This window comes from Mycobacterium tilburgii, from assembly GCF_902168065.1.
In the GTDB taxonomy this organism is placed as follows: domain Bacteria; phylum Actinomycetota; class Actinomycetes; order Mycobacteriales; family Mycobacteriaceae; genus Mycobacterium; species Mycobacterium tilburgii.
The window spans coordinates 1-17573 of sequence record NZ_LR655693.1; the positions used below are offsets into that span (position 1 = coordinate 1).

General features: G+C 67.0%; 14 protein-coding genes and 2 pseudogenes. 12 read left to right on the plus strand and 4 right to left on the minus strand.

Translation table 11 applies throughout. From position 1 onward, the window contains the following. On the minus strand, positions 1–589 hold a 589-nt coding region (locus tag FQ389_RS03135; protein ID WP_144206032.1), incomplete at its 3' end, for a hypothetical protein. A 311-nt stretch (positions 590–900) separates the two neighbouring features. Here FQ389_RS03135 and arc point away from each other — a divergent pair. Then, entirely contained in the window at positions 901–2730 is a 1830-nt protein-coding gene (gene arc, locus FQ389_RS03140) for a proteasome ATPase (RefSeq protein ID WP_144206033.1), read from the plus strand. 29 nt (positions 2731–2759) lie between these two features. On the opposite strand, the pseudogene FQ389_RS03145 reads toward arc, so the two are convergent. After that, positions 2760–3352: pseudogene (locus FQ389_RS03145) on the minus strand (hypothetical protein). Between the two features lie 37 nt (positions 3353–3389). Then, positions 3390–4479 (minus strand): annotated as a pseudogene (locus FQ389_RS03150) (hypothetical protein); the annotation flags it as partial. 116 nt (positions 4480–4595) lie between these two features. Here FQ389_RS03150 and dop point away from each other — a divergent pair. From dop to FQ389_RS03205, 11 genes are all read left to right on the plus strand, one after another. Then, complete coding sequence (gene dop / locus FQ389_RS03155) at positions 4596–6104, plus strand: pup deamidase/depupylase (protein ID WP_186296248.1); 1509 nt, start codon at positions 4596–4598, stop codon at positions 6102–6104. A gap of 103 nt (positions 6105–6207) precedes the next feature. Continuing rightward, positions 6208–6402, plus strand: a complete 195-nt coding sequence (locus FQ389_RS03160; protein WP_144206034.1) for a ubiquitin-like protein Pup — start codon at positions 6208–6210, stop codon at positions 6400–6402. Next, positions 6399–7286, plus strand: coding sequence for a proteasome subunit beta (prcB, locus tag FQ389_RS03165; protein WP_144206035.1), 888 nt, complete (start codon positions 6399–6401; stop codon positions 7284–7286). The genes FQ389_RS03160 and prcB overlap by 4 nt, the downstream gene beginning before the upstream one ends. Next, the gene (gene prcA / locus FQ389_RS03170) at positions 7283–8038 is read left to right on the plus strand and encodes a proteasome subunit alpha (protein ID WP_144206036.1); all 756 of its coding nucleotides are present in this window, start codon (positions 7283–7285) and stop codon (positions 8036–8038) included. The genes prcB and prcA overlap by 4 nt, the downstream gene beginning before the upstream one ends. 88 nt (positions 8039–8126) lie before the next feature. Next, positions 8127–9485 carry a Pup--protein ligase gene (gene pafA, locus FQ389_RS03175; RefSeq protein WP_144206037.1) on the plus strand — a complete coding sequence of 453 codons (1359 nt, stop codon included), beginning with the start codon at positions 8127–8129 and terminating at the stop codon, positions 9483–9485. 126 nt (positions 9486–9611) lie between these two features. Beyond that, on the plus strand, positions 9612–10619 hold the full coding sequence (locus tag FQ389_RS03180) for a helix-turn-helix transcriptional regulator (protein ID WP_144206038.1): 1008 nt from the start codon (positions 9612–9614) through the stop codon (positions 10617–10619). After that, complete coding sequence (locus FQ389_RS03185) at positions 10616–11587, plus strand: helix-turn-helix transcriptional regulator (protein WP_144206039.1); 972 nt, start codon at positions 10616–10618, stop codon at positions 11585–11587. The genes FQ389_RS03180 and FQ389_RS03185 overlap by 4 nt, the downstream gene beginning before the upstream one ends. A gap of 85 nt (positions 11588–11672) precedes the next feature. Next, positions 11673–11939: a Sec-independent protein translocase subunit TatA gene (gene tatA / locus FQ389_RS03190; protein ID WP_144206040.1), complete on the plus strand. Its 267-nt coding sequence runs from the start codon at positions 11673–11675 to the stop codon at positions 11937–11939. A 65-nt stretch (positions 11940–12004) separates the two neighbouring features. After that, positions 12005–12997, plus strand: coding sequence for a twin-arginine translocase subunit TatC (gene tatC / locus FQ389_RS03195; RefSeq protein WP_407662736.1), 993 nt, complete (start codon positions 12005–12007; stop codon positions 12995–12997). Then, positions 12998–15766: a DEAD/DEAH box helicase gene (locus FQ389_RS03200; protein WP_144206041.1), complete on the plus strand. Its 2769-nt coding sequence runs from the start codon at positions 12998–13000 to the stop codon at positions 15764–15766. A 55-nt stretch (positions 15767–15821) separates the two neighbouring features. Continuing rightward, the gene (locus tag FQ389_RS03205) at positions 15822–16568 is read left to right on the plus strand and encodes a DUF4333 domain-containing protein (protein WP_144206042.1); all 747 of its coding nucleotides are present in this window, start codon (positions 15822–15824) and stop codon (positions 16566–16568) included. A 4-nt stretch (positions 16569–16572) separates the two neighbouring features. Here FQ389_RS03205 and FQ389_RS03210 read toward each other — a convergent pair whose 3' ends face one another. Beyond that, positions 16573–17532, minus strand: coding sequence for a 5'-3' exonuclease (locus FQ389_RS03210; protein ID WP_144206043.1), 960 nt, complete (start codon positions 17530–17532; stop codon positions 16573–16575). Positions 17533–17573: the final 41 nt, after the last annotated feature.

Sequence of the window (17573 nt, forward strand, 5' to 3'; positions counted from 1 at the left end):
GGGGTGCGGAGGACGGCGGTTGGACGGGCTCCGGCGGCGGGGTCGGGCCAGGGCTCGTGCTGGGACTCGGGCCCGCCTGCGAGTTGCCTAGCGCCAGCAGCATTTCCGCGGTGTGCCGGGACAGCTGCCAGCCGCCCTGGAACGGCGCGAACTCCATCGGGAAGGTGAACGCGCTGTTGTTTCCCTGCGCGGTGTCCACGGTGACGGTGGCGACGACGTTGGACGGATTCTTGTCCGACCATGCAATGTTGTTCGCCACGAACGACATTGGCAGATACCCGTTGTCCCGCAGCGCGTTAATGAATTTGTCCAGCGTGGTCCGGATCTCCGGGGTCGCGCCCTCGATAAGGTTCACCTTGTTGACGGTGGGAATACTGGGGTCGACGAGGCGGTTCAACACCTCTACCAATGCCTCGGGAACGGGCAGGGGAGCAGTCGGAGGAGCGGTGACGATCAACGGAGTGGACGTGGGCAACGGCATCGCGGTGCTACTCGACGGCAGCACCTTTGGCTCGCTGTGCGAACAGGCCGCGAGCTCGATGGCCGCCGCGGCGGCGGTGCTTAAGGTTAACGATAGATGTCGACGCATCCACTCGGGTCGCCCGGGCTATTCGGCCAGGCCTGATGCCGGGAGTGCGGCCGAGGTTCCGGTCGTGCCTACTGGTGCAATGGAAGTCACAGTCGGAAACATGTTGGTGATGACAGCAGCCTGGCGATGCCTGTGGCGAGGCCTTTTGGGGTCACGGGGTGTTCTCTCGGTGGTGCCAAATCGACGTCGAGGGTACCAGCGGGAGCAACGACGCAACTTTTCACGGCATTTGACTACACGCAAGAACGGCCAATGGCCGGTAGCGTTGGAGTATCCACCGCATCAATATCGGGGCGGGAAAGGAGCGCAAGATGGGTGACTCAGAGCGTTCTGAAGCATTCGGTATCAATCGTGAAACCGGCATGTCCAGCGAGGATGCGGCCGAGTTGGAACAGCTGCGTCGCGAAGCGGCGGCACTGCGTGAACAACTCGAACAGGCCACCGAATCGCACGGCGGCACCCGGTCCGCGCGCGATGTGCATCAACTCGAAGCGCGCATCGACTCGCTTGCCGCCCGCAATTCGAAATTAATGGAAACTCTCAAAGAGGCCCGCCAGCAGCTGCTGGCTCTGCGGGAGGAAGTCGATCGTCTCGGTCAGCCGCCGAGCGGCTACGGCGTGCTGCTCTCCGCGCACGAAGACGAGACGGTCGACGTGTTCACCTCGGGCCGCAAGATGCGCCTGACGTGCTCGCCGAACATCGATGTGTCATCTCTGCGGAAGGGCCAGACGGTCCGCCTCAACGAGGCCCTGACCGTCGTCGAAGCCGGGAAGTTCGAGTCGGTGGGCGAGATCTCGACGTTGCGGGAGGTCCTCAACGACGGGCACCGCGCGCTAGTGGTCGGGCACTCCGACGAGGAGAGGATCGTCTGGCTCGCCGAACCACTGGTGGCCGAGGACCTGCCGGACGGAGTTACCGACGCACTCAACGACGACACCAGGCCGCGCAGGTTGCGGCCTGGCGATTCTCTGCTGGTCGACACCAAGGCCGGCTACGCCTTCGAGCGCATCCCCAAGGCCGAGGTCGAGGACCTGGTGCTGGAAGAGGTGCCCGACGTCAGCTACGAGGACATCGGTGGCCTGACCCGGCAGATCGAGCAGATCCGCGACGCCGTCGAGTTGCCGTTCCTGCACAAGGAGCTGTACCGCGAGTACGCGCTGCGGCCGCCCAAGGGCGTGTTGCTCTACGGCCCGCCCGGCTGCGGTAAGACGCTGATCGCCAAGGCCGTCGCCAACTCGTTGGCCAAGAAGATGGCGGAGGTGCGCGGCGACGACGTCCGCGAGGCCAAGAGCTACTTCCTCAACATCAAGGGCCCCGAGCTGCTGAACAAGTTCGTTGGCGAGACCGAACGTCACATCCGGCTGATCTTCCAGCGGGCGCGGGAAAAGGCGTCCGGGGGCACCCCGGTGATCGTGTTCTTCGACGAGATGGACTCGATCTTCCGGACCCGCGGCACCGGCGTCTCCTCCGACGTCGAGACCACGGTGGTGCCGCAGCTGCTGAGCGAGATTGACGGTGTCGAGGGACTCGAGAACGTCATCGTGATCGGCGCCTCCAACCGTGAGGACATGATCGACCCCGCGATCCTGCGGCCGGGACGGCTGGACGTAAAGATCAAGATCGAGCGCCCGGATGCCGAAGCGGCACAGGACATCTTCTCCAAGTACCTGGTCGAGTCGCTGCCGGTGCACGCCGACGACCTCGCCGAGTTCGACGGCGACCGCGGCGCCTGCATCCGAGCGATGATCGAGAAGGTCGTCGAGCGGATGTACGCCGAGATCGACGACAACCGATTCCTGGAGGTCACCTACGCCAACGGTGACAAGGAAGTCATGTACTTCAAGGACTTCAACTCCGGGGCCATGATCCAGAACGTCGTCGACCGGGCGAAGAAGAACGCGATCAAGTCGGTGCTGGAGATCGGTCAGCCCGGTCTGCGTATCCAGCACCTGCTCGACTCGATCGTCGACGAGTTCGCCGAGAACGAGGACCTGCCCAACACCACCAACCCCGATGACTGGGCGCGGATCTCGGGCAAGAAGGGCGAGCGGATCGTCTACATCCGCACCTTGGTCACCGGCAAGTCGTCGAGCGCGTCGCGCGCCATCGACACCGAATCAAACCTGGGCCAGTACTTGTAGGGGCGGGCCACACCCGGTCGTGGTCTGGCTCAGTCGAATTCGAACGAGTAGCTGTTGGTCAGACCTGCGTGACGCGTGCGGGTCGCGTCGTGGTGTCGACCCGCAGCGTCTCGGTGAGCACGCGCGGCTGGTAGCCCCATCCCGGCGGCAGGGTGAGCGGCCGGCCAAGTCGGCGCTCGACAGGTCGGGGTCGGCGACTTGGCTCCAGGTCTGCATCACCCAGCGCCCGCCGTCAGGATCGATCAGCTCGTAGATCTCTTCGCCGGCGTTGAAGACGAAGACGGTGTTGCGGGTGACTTCGTTGACGGTGTACGGCGCGGGGTTCATCGACGACAGCGCCACAGTGGCCTGCTTGACCATCTCGATGCCGCCGAACGTCATTCGTTCCTGCAAGCCGTCGGTCTGCTTCTCGATCGCGTTCATCGGCCAGTAGCTCGGACCGTTGAGCGGGGGCGGTGGCCACACCGTGTTCGACGGCGATGTCCTGCGGGTCGAGCTTCGACCACAGCTCGGCCGGACAGTCGTTGAGCGGGAAGCTGTTGTAGACCGTTGCCTGCGGAACGGATTCGCTGACCTCGACGAGTAGTACTTCGCCATAACGCTTTCCGGACAAGTCGGGCATGTGCTCGGACGCTTTCTGTCGTGGCGTGCTCGTGGGCGAGGCTGCCGTGGTAGCGGTTGCGTGCGGTCAGCGTGGTGTGCAGGTCGTCGATCAGCGGGTCGAGGAACATGCCCGGCATTCGTCGTCGACCGCACGGGTGCTGATGTACATGAACGTCAGCGCGCCGATGAACAGTGCAGGTGTGGATCAGCGAATCGGGTACCCGGAACGTTAAGCCGAACACCGTCGAGGTCATGATGTCGGTGTGCGTCCACTCCACTGATCAGCGGCGGCGTCAGGAGATCAGGACCAGGATCAGATACTATGGTGGCCCCGACGGCGGCCACCACCAGGATCTCGATCAGTTGCGACACGGCCGGCAGGAACAACCACGTTGAGGCTTTCGATCCGGGTGAGCGGCAGGCGCTGCGACGGATCGGGCATCGCCGCAAACGGTGTGCCGGTTAGGCTTTCGCCGCTCTCCGGCGGCGCGGTCGCCGACTTCAGCAGCGGCCGAACACGTACCACGGTCTTGGACACGACGAAGGTCCCCGCGATGGTGAGCAGGAAGACAATCGCCAATGTCAGCCGCTGCCTGCTGATGTGCGCAGCCATCAGCCAGACATAGGTGTTGAAGAACACCAACGCGGTCAGCAGGACGATGGGCAGGGCCCGCACCGCCAGCGCGCCGACCGTGGACAGATGCTACAGGGTCATCGCACCGACCACGTGATCACCGTAGCCGACACCGCAGCCGGTCAGCACCAGTATGACGGCGTCTCGGATCAGCTGAATCGGACCGGATTCGATGACGCCGCACGTGACGGCGAAGGCCACCGACGCGGTCGAGACGGCGGCGCGGGTGCGCCCGCCGGAAACCCGGGACACCAGCCAGCCGAGCAGGGCGGCCAGCGGGATCGCCGCCGCGAGTAGGGCCAGGATCACCCACTGCGAGCTGGTCGGCGTGTTCCGGATGAAGACGTCGTTGCTGTCGCTGACGAAATACACACCCAGCAGGCAGCCTTGCACCGCGGCCCAGGCCGCCGCCATCGGCCCCGCGGCGTCAGCACCGACGGCAGACCGCGGTCCAGAAACCACTGTTCCGCCGCCTTCCGGCGGGCGCGGGCGGCGCGCCGAATTAGCCGAATTACATCTACACCGGGGGACCCTAAAGGGCGCGTCGGCAACGTGCTGGCAGATTTCGCGGCACGTCAAGGCGGTCCCCCAGCGCGGGGACTCCGCGCCGCTTGCCTAGGCTGGTGGCATGCAACGGATTATCGGGACGGAGGTCGAGTACGGCATTTCGTCGCCGTCTGACCCGACCGCCAACCCGATCCTGACATCGACCCAAGCGGTGCTGGCCTACGCGGCCGCCGCCGGCATTCAGCGCGCCAAGCGCACCCGCTGGGACTACGAGGTGGAATCGCCGCTGCGCGATGCCCGCGGTTTCGACCTGAGCCGCTCGGCCGGGCCGCCGCCGGTGGTCGATGCGGACGAGGTCGGCGCGGCCAACATGATCCTGACCAACGGGGCGCGGCTCTACGTCGATCACGCCCACCCCGAATACTCCGCGCCCGAGTGCACCGACCCGCTGGACGCGGTGATCTGGGACAAGGCCGGCGAGCGGGTGATGGAGGCCGCCGCCAGGCACGTCGCCAGCGTGCCGGGCGCCGCCAAGCTGCAGCTGTACAAGAACAACGTCGACGGCAAAGGCGCGTCGTACGGAGCGCACGAGAACTATCTGATGTCGCGGCAGACGCCGTTCTCGGCGATCATCGCCGGGCTCACCCCGTTTTTCGTGTCCCGCCAGGTGGTCACCGGCTCCGGCCGGGTCGGCATCGGGTCCTCCGGCGACGAGCCCGGTTTTCAGCTGTCCCAGCGCTCCGACTACATCGAGGTCGAGGTCGGGCTGGAGACCACGCTCAAGCGCGGCATCATCAACACCCGCGACGAACCGCACGCGGACGCCGACCGGTACCGCCGGTTGCACGTCATCATCGGTGACGCCAACCTCGCCGAGACGTCGACCTACCTCAAGCTGGGCACCACGGCCCTGGTCCTGGATCTGATCGAAGAGGGCCCGCAGCACGGCATCGACCTCAGCGATCTCGCGCTGGCCCGTCCGGTGCACGCGGTCCATGCCATCAGCCGCGACCCGTCGCTGCGGGTGGCGGTGGCGCTGGCCGACGGTAGGGAACTGACCGGCCTTGCGCTGCAACGGATTTACCTTGACCGGGTGGCGAAGCTGGTCGACGGCCGCGACCCCGATCCGCGTGCCTCAGACATCGTCGAGACGTGGGCGAACGTGCTCGACCTGCTGGAGTGCGATCCGATGGAATGTGCCGAGCTGCTGGACTGGCCGGCCAAGCTGCGGCTGTTGGAGGGCTTCCGGCAGCGGGAGCATCTGAGCTGGTCGGCATCGCGATTGCACCTGGTGGACCTGCAGTATTCCGATGTCCGGCTGGACAAGGGTCTGTACAACCGGCTGGTCGCGCGCGGCTCGATGAAGCGGCTCGTCACCGAGCAGCAGGTGCTCGACGCGGTCGATAATCCGCCGACCGACACCCGCGCGTACTTCCGTGGCGAATGCCTGCGCCGGTTCGGGGCCGACATCGCCGCGGCCAGTTGGGACTCGGTGATTTTCGATCTCGGTGGCGATTCACTGGTGCGCATCCCGACGCTGGAGCCGCTGCGGGGCAGCAAGGCCCACGTCGGAGCGCTACTGGACTCGGTGGACAGCGCAGTTCAACTCGTGGAACAACTGACTAGCTGAGGCTTGTTAAGCAAAGACCGGCGGGTGCGACCCGGTACTGTAGAGATACCAGCGGGCGTGTTTACCGGCCGTAAACAGGGCCCACACGAAGCAGGAGGAGGCGATGGCGCAGGAGCAGACCAAGCGTGGCGGTGGTGGCGACGACGACGATGATGTCGTCGGCACGACGGCTGCCGGCCAGGAGCGTCGCGAGAAACTGACCGAGGAAACCGACGATCTGCTCGACGAGATTGACGACGTCCTGGAGGAAAACGCGGAGGACTTCGTCCGTGCGTACGTCCAAAAGGGCGGACAGTGACCTGGTCGTTCCCTGATCTTTTAACCACCAACACGGCCCTTCCCGGATTTTCTGCTGTCAATACCTCGTCGTTCGCCGACTTGTTGCGTCGCGAGGCACCGGAATTGCTACCCGCGGTTCTCGGCGGCGGCAAATCCGGGGGGCAGCCCGGTGGGGACGCCGCGCACTTGCCGCACGGCACCACGATCGTCGCGCTGAAATACCCGGGCGGTGTCCTGATCGCCGGTGACCGGCGCTCGACCCAGGGCAGCATGATCGCCGGCCGGGACGTCAAGAAGGTGTACATCACCGACGACTACACCGCGACAGGCATCGCGGGCACGGCCGCGATCGCGGTCGAATTCGCCCGCCTCTACGCCGTCGAGCTCGAGCACTACGAGAAGCTGGAAGGCGTGCCACTGACGTTCGCCGGCAAGGTGAACAGGCTGGCGATCATGGTGCGCGGCAACCTGCCCGCCGCCATGCAGGGACTGGTCGCGCTGCCGCTATTGGTGGGCTACGACATCCATGCTGCCGACGCGGAAACCGCCGGGCGCATCGTGTCGTTCGACGCGGCGGGCGGCTGGAGCATCGAGGAAGAGGGCTACCAGTCGGTGGGGTCGGGATCGTTCTTCGCCAAGTCCTCGATGAAGAAGTTGTACGCCCAAGTCACCGACTTCGATTCCGCGCTGCGGGTTGCCGTGGAGGCGCTCTACGACGCCGCCGACGACGATTCCGCCACGGGCGGACCGGATTTGGTGCGTGGCATCTTTCCGACGGCGGTCACCATCAGCGCCGAAGGCGCGGTCGAGGTGACCGGGGGGCGGATCGCCGAATTGGCTCGCCAGGTCATCGAAAGCCGCTCGCGCGCCGACACTTTCGGCCCGGATGGCGGTGAGAAGTGAGTTTCCCGTATTTTATCTCGCCCGAACAGGCGATGCGTGAGCGCAGCGAACTGGCGCGTAAGGGCATCGCTCGGGGCCGCAGCGTGGTGGTGCTGGCCTACTCGGATGGGGTGCTGTTCGTTGCAGAGAACCCGTCGCGGTCGCTGCAGAAGATCAGCGAACTCTACGACCGGGTGGGTTTCGCCGCGGTCGGCAGGTTCAATGAATTCGACAATCTGCGGCGCGGCGGCATCCAGCTCGCCGACACCCGCGGCTACGCTTACGATCGCCGCGACGTCACCGGCCGGCAGCTTGCCAACGTGTACGCGCAGACACTCGGTACCATTTTCACCGAGCAGGCCAAGCCGTACGAAGTCGAGCTGTGCGTCGCCGAGGTGGCTCACTACGGCGAGACGAAAGCGCCTGAGATGTATCGGATCACCTACGACGGGTCGATCGCCGACGAGCCGCACTTCGTGGTGATGGGCGGCACCACCGAGCCGATCACGGCCGCGCTCAAGGACTCGTACGCCGAAAACGCCGACCTGCACGACGCCCTGGGTGTTGCGGTCAACGCGCTGCGGGCGGGCGCCGCGGAATCCTCCAACGGTGACCAGCCGGCCCTGGACGTCGGCAGCCTGGAAGTCGCGATCCTGGACGCCAACCGGCCGCGGCGCGCGTTTCAGCGGATCGGACGGTCCGCCCTGGAAAACCTCCTCCAGGAGACGGATTCCAAACGCCCGAAGCCGAAGAAATCCGGCGACGATTCCTAGGTCGGTTGCGGCCTGATTTGCGGTCCGTTTTGTCCCGTGGGCGCGGCTTGCTCATTTTCCTGCGGGGACAGCAAGTACGCTCAATTGTGTGCAGCGACGAATCATGGGCATCGAGACCGAGTTCGGTGTCACCTGCACATTCCACGGCCATCGAAGGCTGAGCCCGGACGAGGTAGCCCGCTACCTTTTTCGCCGGGTGGTGTCCTGGGGTCGCAGCTCCAACGTCTTTTTGCGTAACGGCGCCCGCCTTTACCTCGACGTCGGCAGTCACCCCGAGTATGCCACCGCCGAGTGCGACAGTCTGGTGCAGCTGGTCACGCATGACCGGGCCGGGGAATGGGTGCTGGAGGACCTACTGGTCGACGCCGAACAGCGGCTTGCCGACGAAGGCATCGGCGGCGACATCTATCTGTTCAAGAACAACACGGACTCGGCGGGCAACTCCTACGGCTGCCACGAGAACTACCTGATCGTGCGTGCCGGCGAGTTCTCCCGTATCTCCGACGTGCTGCTGCCGTTTCTGGTCACCCGTCAGTTGATCTGCGGGGCCGGCAAGGTGCTGCAGACCCCCAAGGCGGCGACGTTCTGCCTCTCCCAACGCGCCGAGCACATCTGGGAAGGCGTCTCTTCGGCGACCACGCGGAGCCGTCCGATCATCAACACCCGCGACGAGCCGCACGCGGACGCCGAGAAGTACCGGCGGCTGCACGTCATCGTCGGCGATTCTAACATGTGCGAGACCACCACGATGCTCAAGGTGGGGACCGCGGCGCTGGTGCTCGAGATGATCGAGGCCGGGGTGCCGTTTCGCGACTTCTCGCTGGACAACCCGATCCGCGCCATCCGGGAGGTCAGCCACGACGTCACGGGTCGGCGGCCGGTCCGGTTGGCGGGTGGGCGGCAGGCCAGCGCGTTGGACATCCAGCGCGAGTACTACAGCCGCGCCGTCGAGCACCTGCAGACCCGCGAACCCAACGCGCAGATCGAACAGGTTGTCGACCTGTGGGGCCGTCAGCTCGACGCCGTCGAGAGCCAGGACTTCGCCAAGGTCGACACCGAGATCGACTGGGTGATCAAGCGCAGGCTGTTCCAGCGCTACCAGGACCGCTACAACATGGAGCTGTCCGACCCCAAGATCGCTCAGCTGGACCTCGCGTACCACGACATCAAACGCGGCCGCGGCGTCTTCGACCTGTTGCAGCGCAAGGTCCTGGCGGCGCGCGTCACCACGGACGAGGACATCGCCGAGGCCGTCGACAATCCGCCGCAAACCACCCGCGCGCGGCTGCGCGGCGAGTTCATCAGCGCCGCCCAGGCGGCCGGGCGCGACTTCACCGTGGACTGGGTGCACCTCAAGCTCAACGACCAGGCGCAGCGGACCGTGCTGTGCAAGGACCCGTTCCGGGCCGTCGACGAGCGGGTGAAGCGGCTCATCACCAGCATGTAAACCGCGGGTGCTTGCCGCACGCGTACCGCCGTGGTTGCCACACGGGACACGTGTGACGTGAGTGGCTCATGTGTCGCACGGCCCGTCGGCGCACGCCACGCGTCATCGCCATCTAATCTGGAGCAAATGGCGACCTCGAAAGTCGAACGGCTGGTCAATCTCGTCATCGCCTTGCTGTCCACTCGCGGCTACATCACCGCGGAGAAGATCCGGTCCAGCGTGGCCGGCTACTCGGAAAGCCCTAGCCTCGAAGCCTTTTTCCGAATGTTCGAGCGGGACAAGAACGAACTGCGCGACCTCGGCATCCCGCTCGAGGTGGGCCGGGTATCGGCGATGGACCCCACCGAGGGCTACCGGATCAACCGGGACGCCTACTCGTTGCCGCCGGTCGAGCTGACTGCCGACGAGGCCGCCGCTGTGGCCGTCGCCACCCAGCTGTGGGAATCAACGGAAATGATCACCGCGACCCAGGGCGCGTTGCTCAAGCTGCGGGCCGCCGGGGTCGACGTCGACCCGTTGGACACCGGCGCACAGGTGGCGATCGCCTCGCCGGAGGGGCTCCCGGGTCTGCGCGGCTCGGAGGAGGTGCTCGGAATCCTGTTGTCCGCCATCGATTCCCGACAAGCGGTGCAATTCCCGCACCGGCCGTCGCGCACCGAGCCGTACACCCTGCGCACCGTCGAACCGTGGGGCGTGGTGACCGAGAAGGGGCGCTGGTATCTGGTCGGCCACGACCGTGACCGCGACGCGACCCGCACCTTCCGGCTGTCGCGCATCGGCGCCGACGCGCAGCCGATCGGCCCGCCCGGCGCCGTCACCGTGCCCGACGGCGTCGACCTGCGCAAGATCGTCGCCCAGACGGTCAGCGAAGCCTCCGGGACGTCCACCGGGGCTCAGGCGCTGGTGTGGGTCGCCGACGGGCGGGCCACCGCGTTGCGCCGCGCCGGACGATCCACCGGCGCCCGGCAGCTGGGCGGGCGCGACGGCGAGGTGATCGAGATCGAGACCGGCTCGCTCGACGGCCTGGCGCGTGAGGTCGCCGGGTACGGCGCCGACGCGGTCGTCCTCGAGCCGCAGGCGCTGCGCGACGATGTGGTGGCCCGGCTGCGTGCGCACAAGGAGTGGCAGCCGTGACTCCCGTGTCGACCCGCCTGGTCCGGCTGCTCAACATGGTGCCGTATTTCCAGGCCAATCCCCGGATCACCCGCGCCGAGGCCGCCACCGAACTGGGCGTGACCACCAAGCAGCTCGAAGAAGATCTCAACCAGCTGTGGATGTGCGGGCTGCCCGGCTATTACCCGGGCGACCTGATCGACTTTGAGTTCTCCGGCGACACGATCGAGGTGACCTTTTCGGCCGGCATCGACCGCCCGTTGAAGCTGACCTCGCCGGAGGCGACCGGGCTGCTGGTCGCGCTGCGGGCGCTGGCCGACATTCCCGGCGTGGTCGACCCGGCGGCGGCGCGCAGCGCCATCGCCAAGATCACCACCGCGGCCGGCGCCGCCGAACACGACTCGACGGGCTTGGCGACCGCGATCGACGAGCCGGAACCCATGGAGAACCGGGCGGCGGCCACGGTACGCACCGCGGTCCAATACCGGCACGCGCTGGCCATCGACTACTACTCCGCCTCGCACGACACGCTGACCAGCCGGATCGTCGATCCTATCCGGGTGGTGCTGATCGGCGGCCACAGCTACCTGGAGGCCTGGTCGCGCGAGGCCGAAGGCGTTCGGCTGTTCCGTTTTGACCGCATCGTCGAGGCTACCGAACTGGGTGAATCGGCCGTCCCGCCCGAACCGGCCCGCCACGCCCCGCCGGATACGTCGCTGTTCGACGGCGACCCGGCGCTGCCGGCAGCCAAGTTGCGCGTGGCGCCAAGGGCGTCGTGGGTGTTCGAGTACTATCCGATGCGCGACGTGCACGAGTTGCCCGACGGGTCCTGCGAAGCGGTCATGACCTATGCCTCCGAGGCGTGGATGACGCGCCTGGTGCTCGGGTTCGGATCCGACGTGCGGGTGCTCGAACCGGCGTCGCTGGCGCGGCGGGTCCGGGACGCGGCGACCGCGGCGCTGGAGTCGTATCAGGCAGTGAAGTCCTGACGACGTCCGAGCCTTCGTCGGCGCGCGCACACCGGCAGTTGCCCGCGCTGCGGTAGCATCGGGTGGACGTCTGGAGGTAATCAAAGTGGGCAGTCTTAGTCCGTGGCACTGGGCGATCCTAGCGGTCGTCGTCATCTTGCTGTTCGGTGCCAAGAAACTCCCGGATGCAGCCCGCTCGTTGGGCAAGTCGATGCGGATCTTCAAGTCCGAGATGCGGGAAATGCAGACGGAAAGCAAGTCGGAAGCGCCTTCGATTCAAACCCCCGCGTCGGCCCCTCAGCCCGTGCAGTCGCAGCGGGTCGACCCGGCGGCGCCGACCGAGCAGGGGCACACCGAAGCGCGACCTACTTAGCTGGGTTTCGGCCTCGTTGACCTCGTTGACTGAGCCGGTGCCCGAGCGCCACTGACCAAACGTTGTTGAAAGCATTCAAGACTTCAGCGCGTACCGGTGCCGTGCTGAAGCGTCTGAACCCGCGGAACCGACGCAGTCGGACCAACCCCGACGCGACGATGTCGCTGGTCGACCACCTCACCGAGCTGCGCACCCGGCTGCTGATCTCGTTGGGAGCGATCCTGCTCACGACGATCCTGGGCTTCATCTGGTATGGGCATCCGCTGTTCGGGCTGGAGAGCCTGGGCGAATGGCTGCGCCATCCGTACTGCTCGCTGCCGCAGTCGGCGCGCGCGGACATCAGCGCCGACGGGCAGTGCCGGTTGCTGGCCACCGCGCCGTTTGACCAGTTCATGCTGCGGCTCAAGGTGGGCATGACGGCCGGCATCGTGCTGGCCTGCCCGGTGTGGTTCTACGAGCTGTGGGCGTTCATCACCCCCGGGCTGTATCAACGGGAACGGCGCTTCGCGATCGGGTTCGTCATCCCCGCCGCGGTGCTGTTCATCGGCGGCGCGGTGCTGGCCTACTTCGTGTTGTCCAAGGCGCTGAACTTCCTGCTGACGGTCGGCAGCGACGTGCAGGTGACCGCGCTGTCCGGCGACCGCTACTTCGGCTTTCTGATCAACCTGCTGGTGGTGTTCGGGGTCAGCTTCGAGTTCCCGCTGCTGATCGTCATGCTCAACATGGCCGGCGTGCTGACCTACGAAAAGCTCAAGTCGTGGCGGCGCGGCCTGATCTTCGCCATATTCGCGTTCGCCGCGGTGTTCACCCCCGGCTCGGACCCGTTCTCGATGACGGCGCTGGGGATCGCGTTGTCGGTGCTGCAGGAGCTGGCCATCCAGATTGCCCGCGTTCACGACAAGCGAAAAGCCAAGCGCGAGGCCCAAACCGCGATTCCCGACTACCAGGCCTCGGTCATCGAGCCGGCCGAACCGATACCTGGGCCGGTTTCGGGACCCGTGTCTGAGCCCGCGCCGGAGCCGTCGTTCGCGGCCGGGCAGTATGACGACGTCACGTAGATGGCGGCGGCAGCTGGCGACGGCGTGACCGAGTTGCCCCGGTTCACCGGGGAGCTGCCGTTCGCGCTCGACGACTTCCAGCGCCGGGCGTGCGCGGCGCTGGAGCGAGGCCACGGCGTGCTGGTGTGTGCGCCGACCGGGGCCGGGAAAACGGTGGTCGGCGAATTCGCCGTGCATCTGGCGCTCGCCGGTGGGGGCAAGTGCTTCTACACCACGCCGCTGAAGGCGCTGAGCAATCAGAAACACACAGACCTGACCGCCCGCTACGGCCGGGACCGCATTGGCCTGCTGACCGGCGACATGTCGGACAACGCTGACGCGCCCGTGGTGGTGATGACCACCGAAGTGCTGCGCAACATGCTCTACGCCGATTCGGCTGCGCTGCAAGGACTTTCCCATGTCGTGATGGACGAGGTACACTTTCTCGCCGACCGGATGCGGGGACCAGTGTGGGAAGAGGTGATCCTGCATCTGCCCGACGAGGTGCGGCTGGTCAGCCTGTCGGCCACGGTGAGCAACGCCGAGGAGTTCGGCGGCTGGCTTCAGACCGTGCGCGGCGACACCACGGTCGTGGTCGACGAGCATCGCCCGGTGCCACTGTGGCAGCACGTGCTGGTCGGCCGCCGGCTGCTGGACCTGTTCGACTACGAAAATCAGAAACCGGCCGCGGAGCGCGCGCCGCGCGTCAACCCCGAACTGCTGCGCCACATCGCGCATCGCCGCGAGGCCGACCGGATGGGCGACTGGCAGCCTCGCCACCGCGCCACCGGACCCCCGTCGCGGCCCCGGTTCTACCGGCCGCCCGCGCGGCCGGATGTGATCGCGACGCTGGACTCCGAGGGGTTGCTGCCCGCGATCACGTTCGTGTTCTCGCGGGCCGGCTGCGACGCCGCGGTACAGCAGTGTCTGCGTTCACCGTTGCGGCTCACCTCCGAGGAGGAGCGCGCGCAGATCGCCGAGGTGATCGAGCATCGCTGTGGGGATCTGGCCGAGGCCGACCTCGCGGTGCTCGGCTACTACGAATGGCGGGAGGGGCTGCTGCGCGGGTTGGCGGCCCACCACGCCGGGATGTTGCCGGCCTTTCGGCACACGGTCGAGGAGCTGTTCACTGCCGGCCTGGTCAAGGCGGTGTTCGCCACCGAGACGCTAGCGCTGGGCATCAACATGCCCGCGCGCACGGTGGTGCTCGAGCGGCTGGTGAAGTACAACGGCGAGGCGCACGTGCCGCTGACGCCGGGGGAGTACACGCAGCTCACCGGGCGGGCCGGGCGCCGTGGCATCGACCTCGAGGGGCACGCGGTGGTGCTCTGGCATCCGGCCGAGGAGACCTCCGAACCGTCGGCAGTGACCGGGCTGGCGTCCACCCGCACCTTCCCGCTGCGCAGCTCGTTTGCGCCGTCGTACAACATGACCATCAACCTGGTCCAACACATGGGACCCGAGCAGGCGCACCAGTTGCTCGAGCAATCATTCGCCCAGTACCAGGCCGACCGCTCGGTCGTCGGGCTGGTCAAGGGCATCGACCGGGGCAAACAGTTGCAGGCCGAGATCGCCGCCGCGCTGGGTGGAGACGGCGCGCCTATCCTGGAATACGCCCAAATGCGCGCCCGGATCACGGAGATGGAACGCGCCCAGTCCCGGGCGTCGCGGCTGCACCGGCGGCAGGCCGCCAACGCGGCGCTGGCCGGCCTGCGTCGCGGCGACATCATCACGATCACCCATGGCCGGCACAGCGGGCTGGCGGTCGTGCTAGAATCGGCCCGCAACGGCGACGACCCTAGGCCGCTGGTGCTCACCGAGCACCGTTGGGCGGGCCGCATTTCCTCGGCCGACTATTCGGGTGCCGCCGCGCCGGTCGCCTCGATGTCATTGCCGAAACGGGTCGAGCACCGCCAGCCGAAGGTCCGGCGCGACCTGGCCTCGGCGCTGCGATCGGCCATCGCCGGGCTAGAAGTGCCGTCCCGGCGGCGCGGCGCCGATGCCGACGGTGGTGGTTTTCACGATCCGGAGCTGGCGTCGTTGCGTGACGAACTGCGCCGTCACCCTGCACACAACAGCCCCGGTGTGGAGGCTCAGGTCCGTGAGGCCGAGCGTTATCTGCGCATCGAACGCGACAACGCGCAGCTGGAGAGCAAGGTAGCGGCGGCCACCAATTCGCTGGCCCATACCTTCGACCGGATCGTCGGACTGCTGACCGAGCGGGAGTTCATTCAGGGGCCCGCGACTGATCCGCGGATCACCGACGACGGTCGGCTGCTGGCCAGGATCTACAGCGAGAGCGACCTGCTGGTCGCCGAATGCCTGCGCAGCGGTGCGTGGGCGGACCTGAAACCGGCCGAGCTGGCCGCGGTGGTTTCGGCGGTGCTCTACGAGACCCGCGGCGGCGACGGCCCCAGCGGGCCCTTCGCGGCGGAGGCACCCACACCCCGGTTGCGGCAGGCGCTGCTGCAGACAGCGAAGTTGTCCTACGCGCTGCGCGCCGACGAGCAGACCCACCGCATCGCCCCGAGCCGCGAGCCCGACGACGGCTTCGTGACCGCCATCTACCAGTGGGCCCGGACCGGCGACCTGGCCGGCTCGCTGGCCGCGGCCGACGTGACGGGGAGCGGTTCGCCGTTGCTGGCGGGCGATTTCGTACGGTGGTGCCGACAGGTGCTCGATCTATTGGATCAGGTCCGCAATGCCGCACCCGAAGCCGAGCTGCGGGCGACGGCAAAGCGGGCCATCAACGATGTTCGGCGCGGCGTCGTCGCAGTTGACGCCCGGTAGGCTGGGCGGGAGCTACCGTAACAGGGCCAGCACACAAGGAGATTGAGGAGAAACGATGAGCGGACCGCACGGATCGGATCCGGGCCAGCAGTGGCAACCGCCCGGCGAGGGTGCCGATCGCTCCCAGGAACCGCCTCAGGTGCGCTCACCCTGGCAACAGCAACCTCCCACCCAGGACGGCACCTGGCAGGCCCCCGCCTACACTCCGCCCGCCGAATACCCGCAATACCAGCAGCCCTACCCACAGCAGCCGGGGTATCCGCAGCCGGGCCAGTACGCCCAGCCCGGGCAGTACGGCGCGCAGCCGGGCCAGTACGCCCAGCCCGGGCAGTACGGCGCGCAGCCGGGCCAGTACGCCCAGCCCGGGCAGTACGGCGCGCAGCCGGGCCAGTACGCCCAGCCCGGTCAATACGGTCAGGCAGGGCAGTACCCGCAGCAGTATCCGGGCTATGAGCCGAAGAAGAAGCGTTCCGTCGCGCTGATCGGTGGCATCGCCGGGGCCGTCGCCTTTCTGCTGATCGCGGTGGTGCTGGTGCTTGGTTTCTGGGAACCGGGCTTTTTCGTCACCACCAAGCTGGACATCAACAAGGCGCAAAGCGGCGTACAGCAGGTGCTCAGCGACGAGACCAACGGCTACGGCGCCAAGAATGTTAAGGACGTCAAGTGCAACAACGGCGCCGACCCCACGGTGCAAAAGGGTGCGACGTTCGATTGCAGCGTCAGTATCGACGGAACCCAGAAGCGGGTGACGGTGACTTTCCAGGACGACAAGGGCACCTACGAGGTCGGCCGTCCGCAGTAGTGGCTCAGTGGTACGGTAACGAGTCGAGCGCTTTCTGTAGGCGGGCGATCGACGAGCCGACGCCGAATTCCGTTGCCAGGGTGGTGGTGCGCCGCGGGTCGGCGGCGCTCAGCGGCAGCTGGTCCGATTCCGTTGAGAAAGTGATGGGTGCGTCGGTTGTGACGCGCACGACCCGGTCGGCCGCCTCGATGTAGTCGGTGGCTCCGAGCAGTTTCGCGCGCAATCCCTTGGCCATCGTGGATTTCGGGTCTCGCGCGGCGGCCAGGATCTGTTCCAGCGAGCCGTGCTGAGCCAGCAGCGTCGCCGCCGTCTTCTCGCCGACGCCCGGCACGCCCGGCAGACCGTCGGACGGGTCGCCGCGCAGCAGCGCGAGCTCGGCGTAGGCAGGGCCGGCCCGATCCGCGGGCACCGCGTAGTTCTCCGCGACCTCGGCCGGCCCGTACAGCGTGGCTTTCGCCAGCCCGCGGCACAGATAGAGCACCCGGACCGGGACAGGGTCGTCGGTCACCACCTGCAGCAGGTCGCGGTCGCCGCTAACCACGACGACCGGGTCGTGGCGTTCCCGCGCCGCCAGCGTGCCCAGCACGTCGTCGGCCTCGAAGCCCTTGGCTCCCGCCGTCGGGATGCCGAAGGCGTCCAGCAGTTGCATGATCATGTCGACCTGCGGGGTGAGGTCATCGGGCACCTCTTCGATGTCGGGGACGCCCTCCGGTTCCGGTTCGGCCACCCGATGCGCCTTGTACGAGGGGATCAGGTCGACCCGGAACTGTGGCCGCCAGTCCAGGTCGAGGCAGACGGCCAGCCGTCTCGGCCGTTGTTGGCCGATGACCACGGCCATCGAGTCGATGAAGCCGCGGACGGCGTTGACGAGCTGGCCGTCCGGCGCGGTGATCGACGACGGCACCCCGAAATACGAGCGAAACCACATGCTGGCGCCGTCGAGCAACAGCAAAGGTGCGGGCATGCGGGCATCCTTTCATGCCCGGTGCGGTTAGCCTGGCTGCC

What these genes read in the sequence shown, in the direction of transcription:
- dop (WP_186296248.1), top strand. Translation starts at nt 4,596, where the DNA reads ATGCAACGGATTATCGGGACGGAGGTCGAGTACGGCATTTCGTCGCCG.
- FQ389_RS03210 (WP_144206043.1), bottom strand. Translation starts at nt 17,532, where the DNA reads ATGCCCGCACCTTTGCTGTTGCTCGACGGCGCCAGCATGTGGTTTCGC.
- FQ389_RS03180 (WP_144206038.1), top strand. Translation starts at nt 9,612, where the DNA reads ATGGCGACCTCGAAAGTCGAACGGCTGGTCAATCTCGTCATCGCCTTG.
- FQ389_RS03205 (WP_144206042.1), top strand. Translation starts at nt 15,822, where the DNA reads ATGAGCGGACCGCACGGATCGGATCCGGGCCAGCAGTGGCAACCGCCC.
- FQ389_RS03200 (WP_144206041.1), top strand. Translation starts at nt 12,998, where the DNA reads ATGGCGGCGGCAGCTGGCGACGGCGTGACCGAGTTGCCCCGGTTCACC.
- FQ389_RS03160 (WP_144206034.1), top strand. Translation starts at nt 6,208, where the DNA reads ATGGCGCAGGAGCAGACCAAGCGTGGCGGTGGTGGCGACGACGACGAT.
- arc (WP_144206033.1), top strand. Translation starts at nt 901, where the DNA reads ATGGGTGACTCAGAGCGTTCTGAAGCATTCGGTATCAATCGTGAAACC.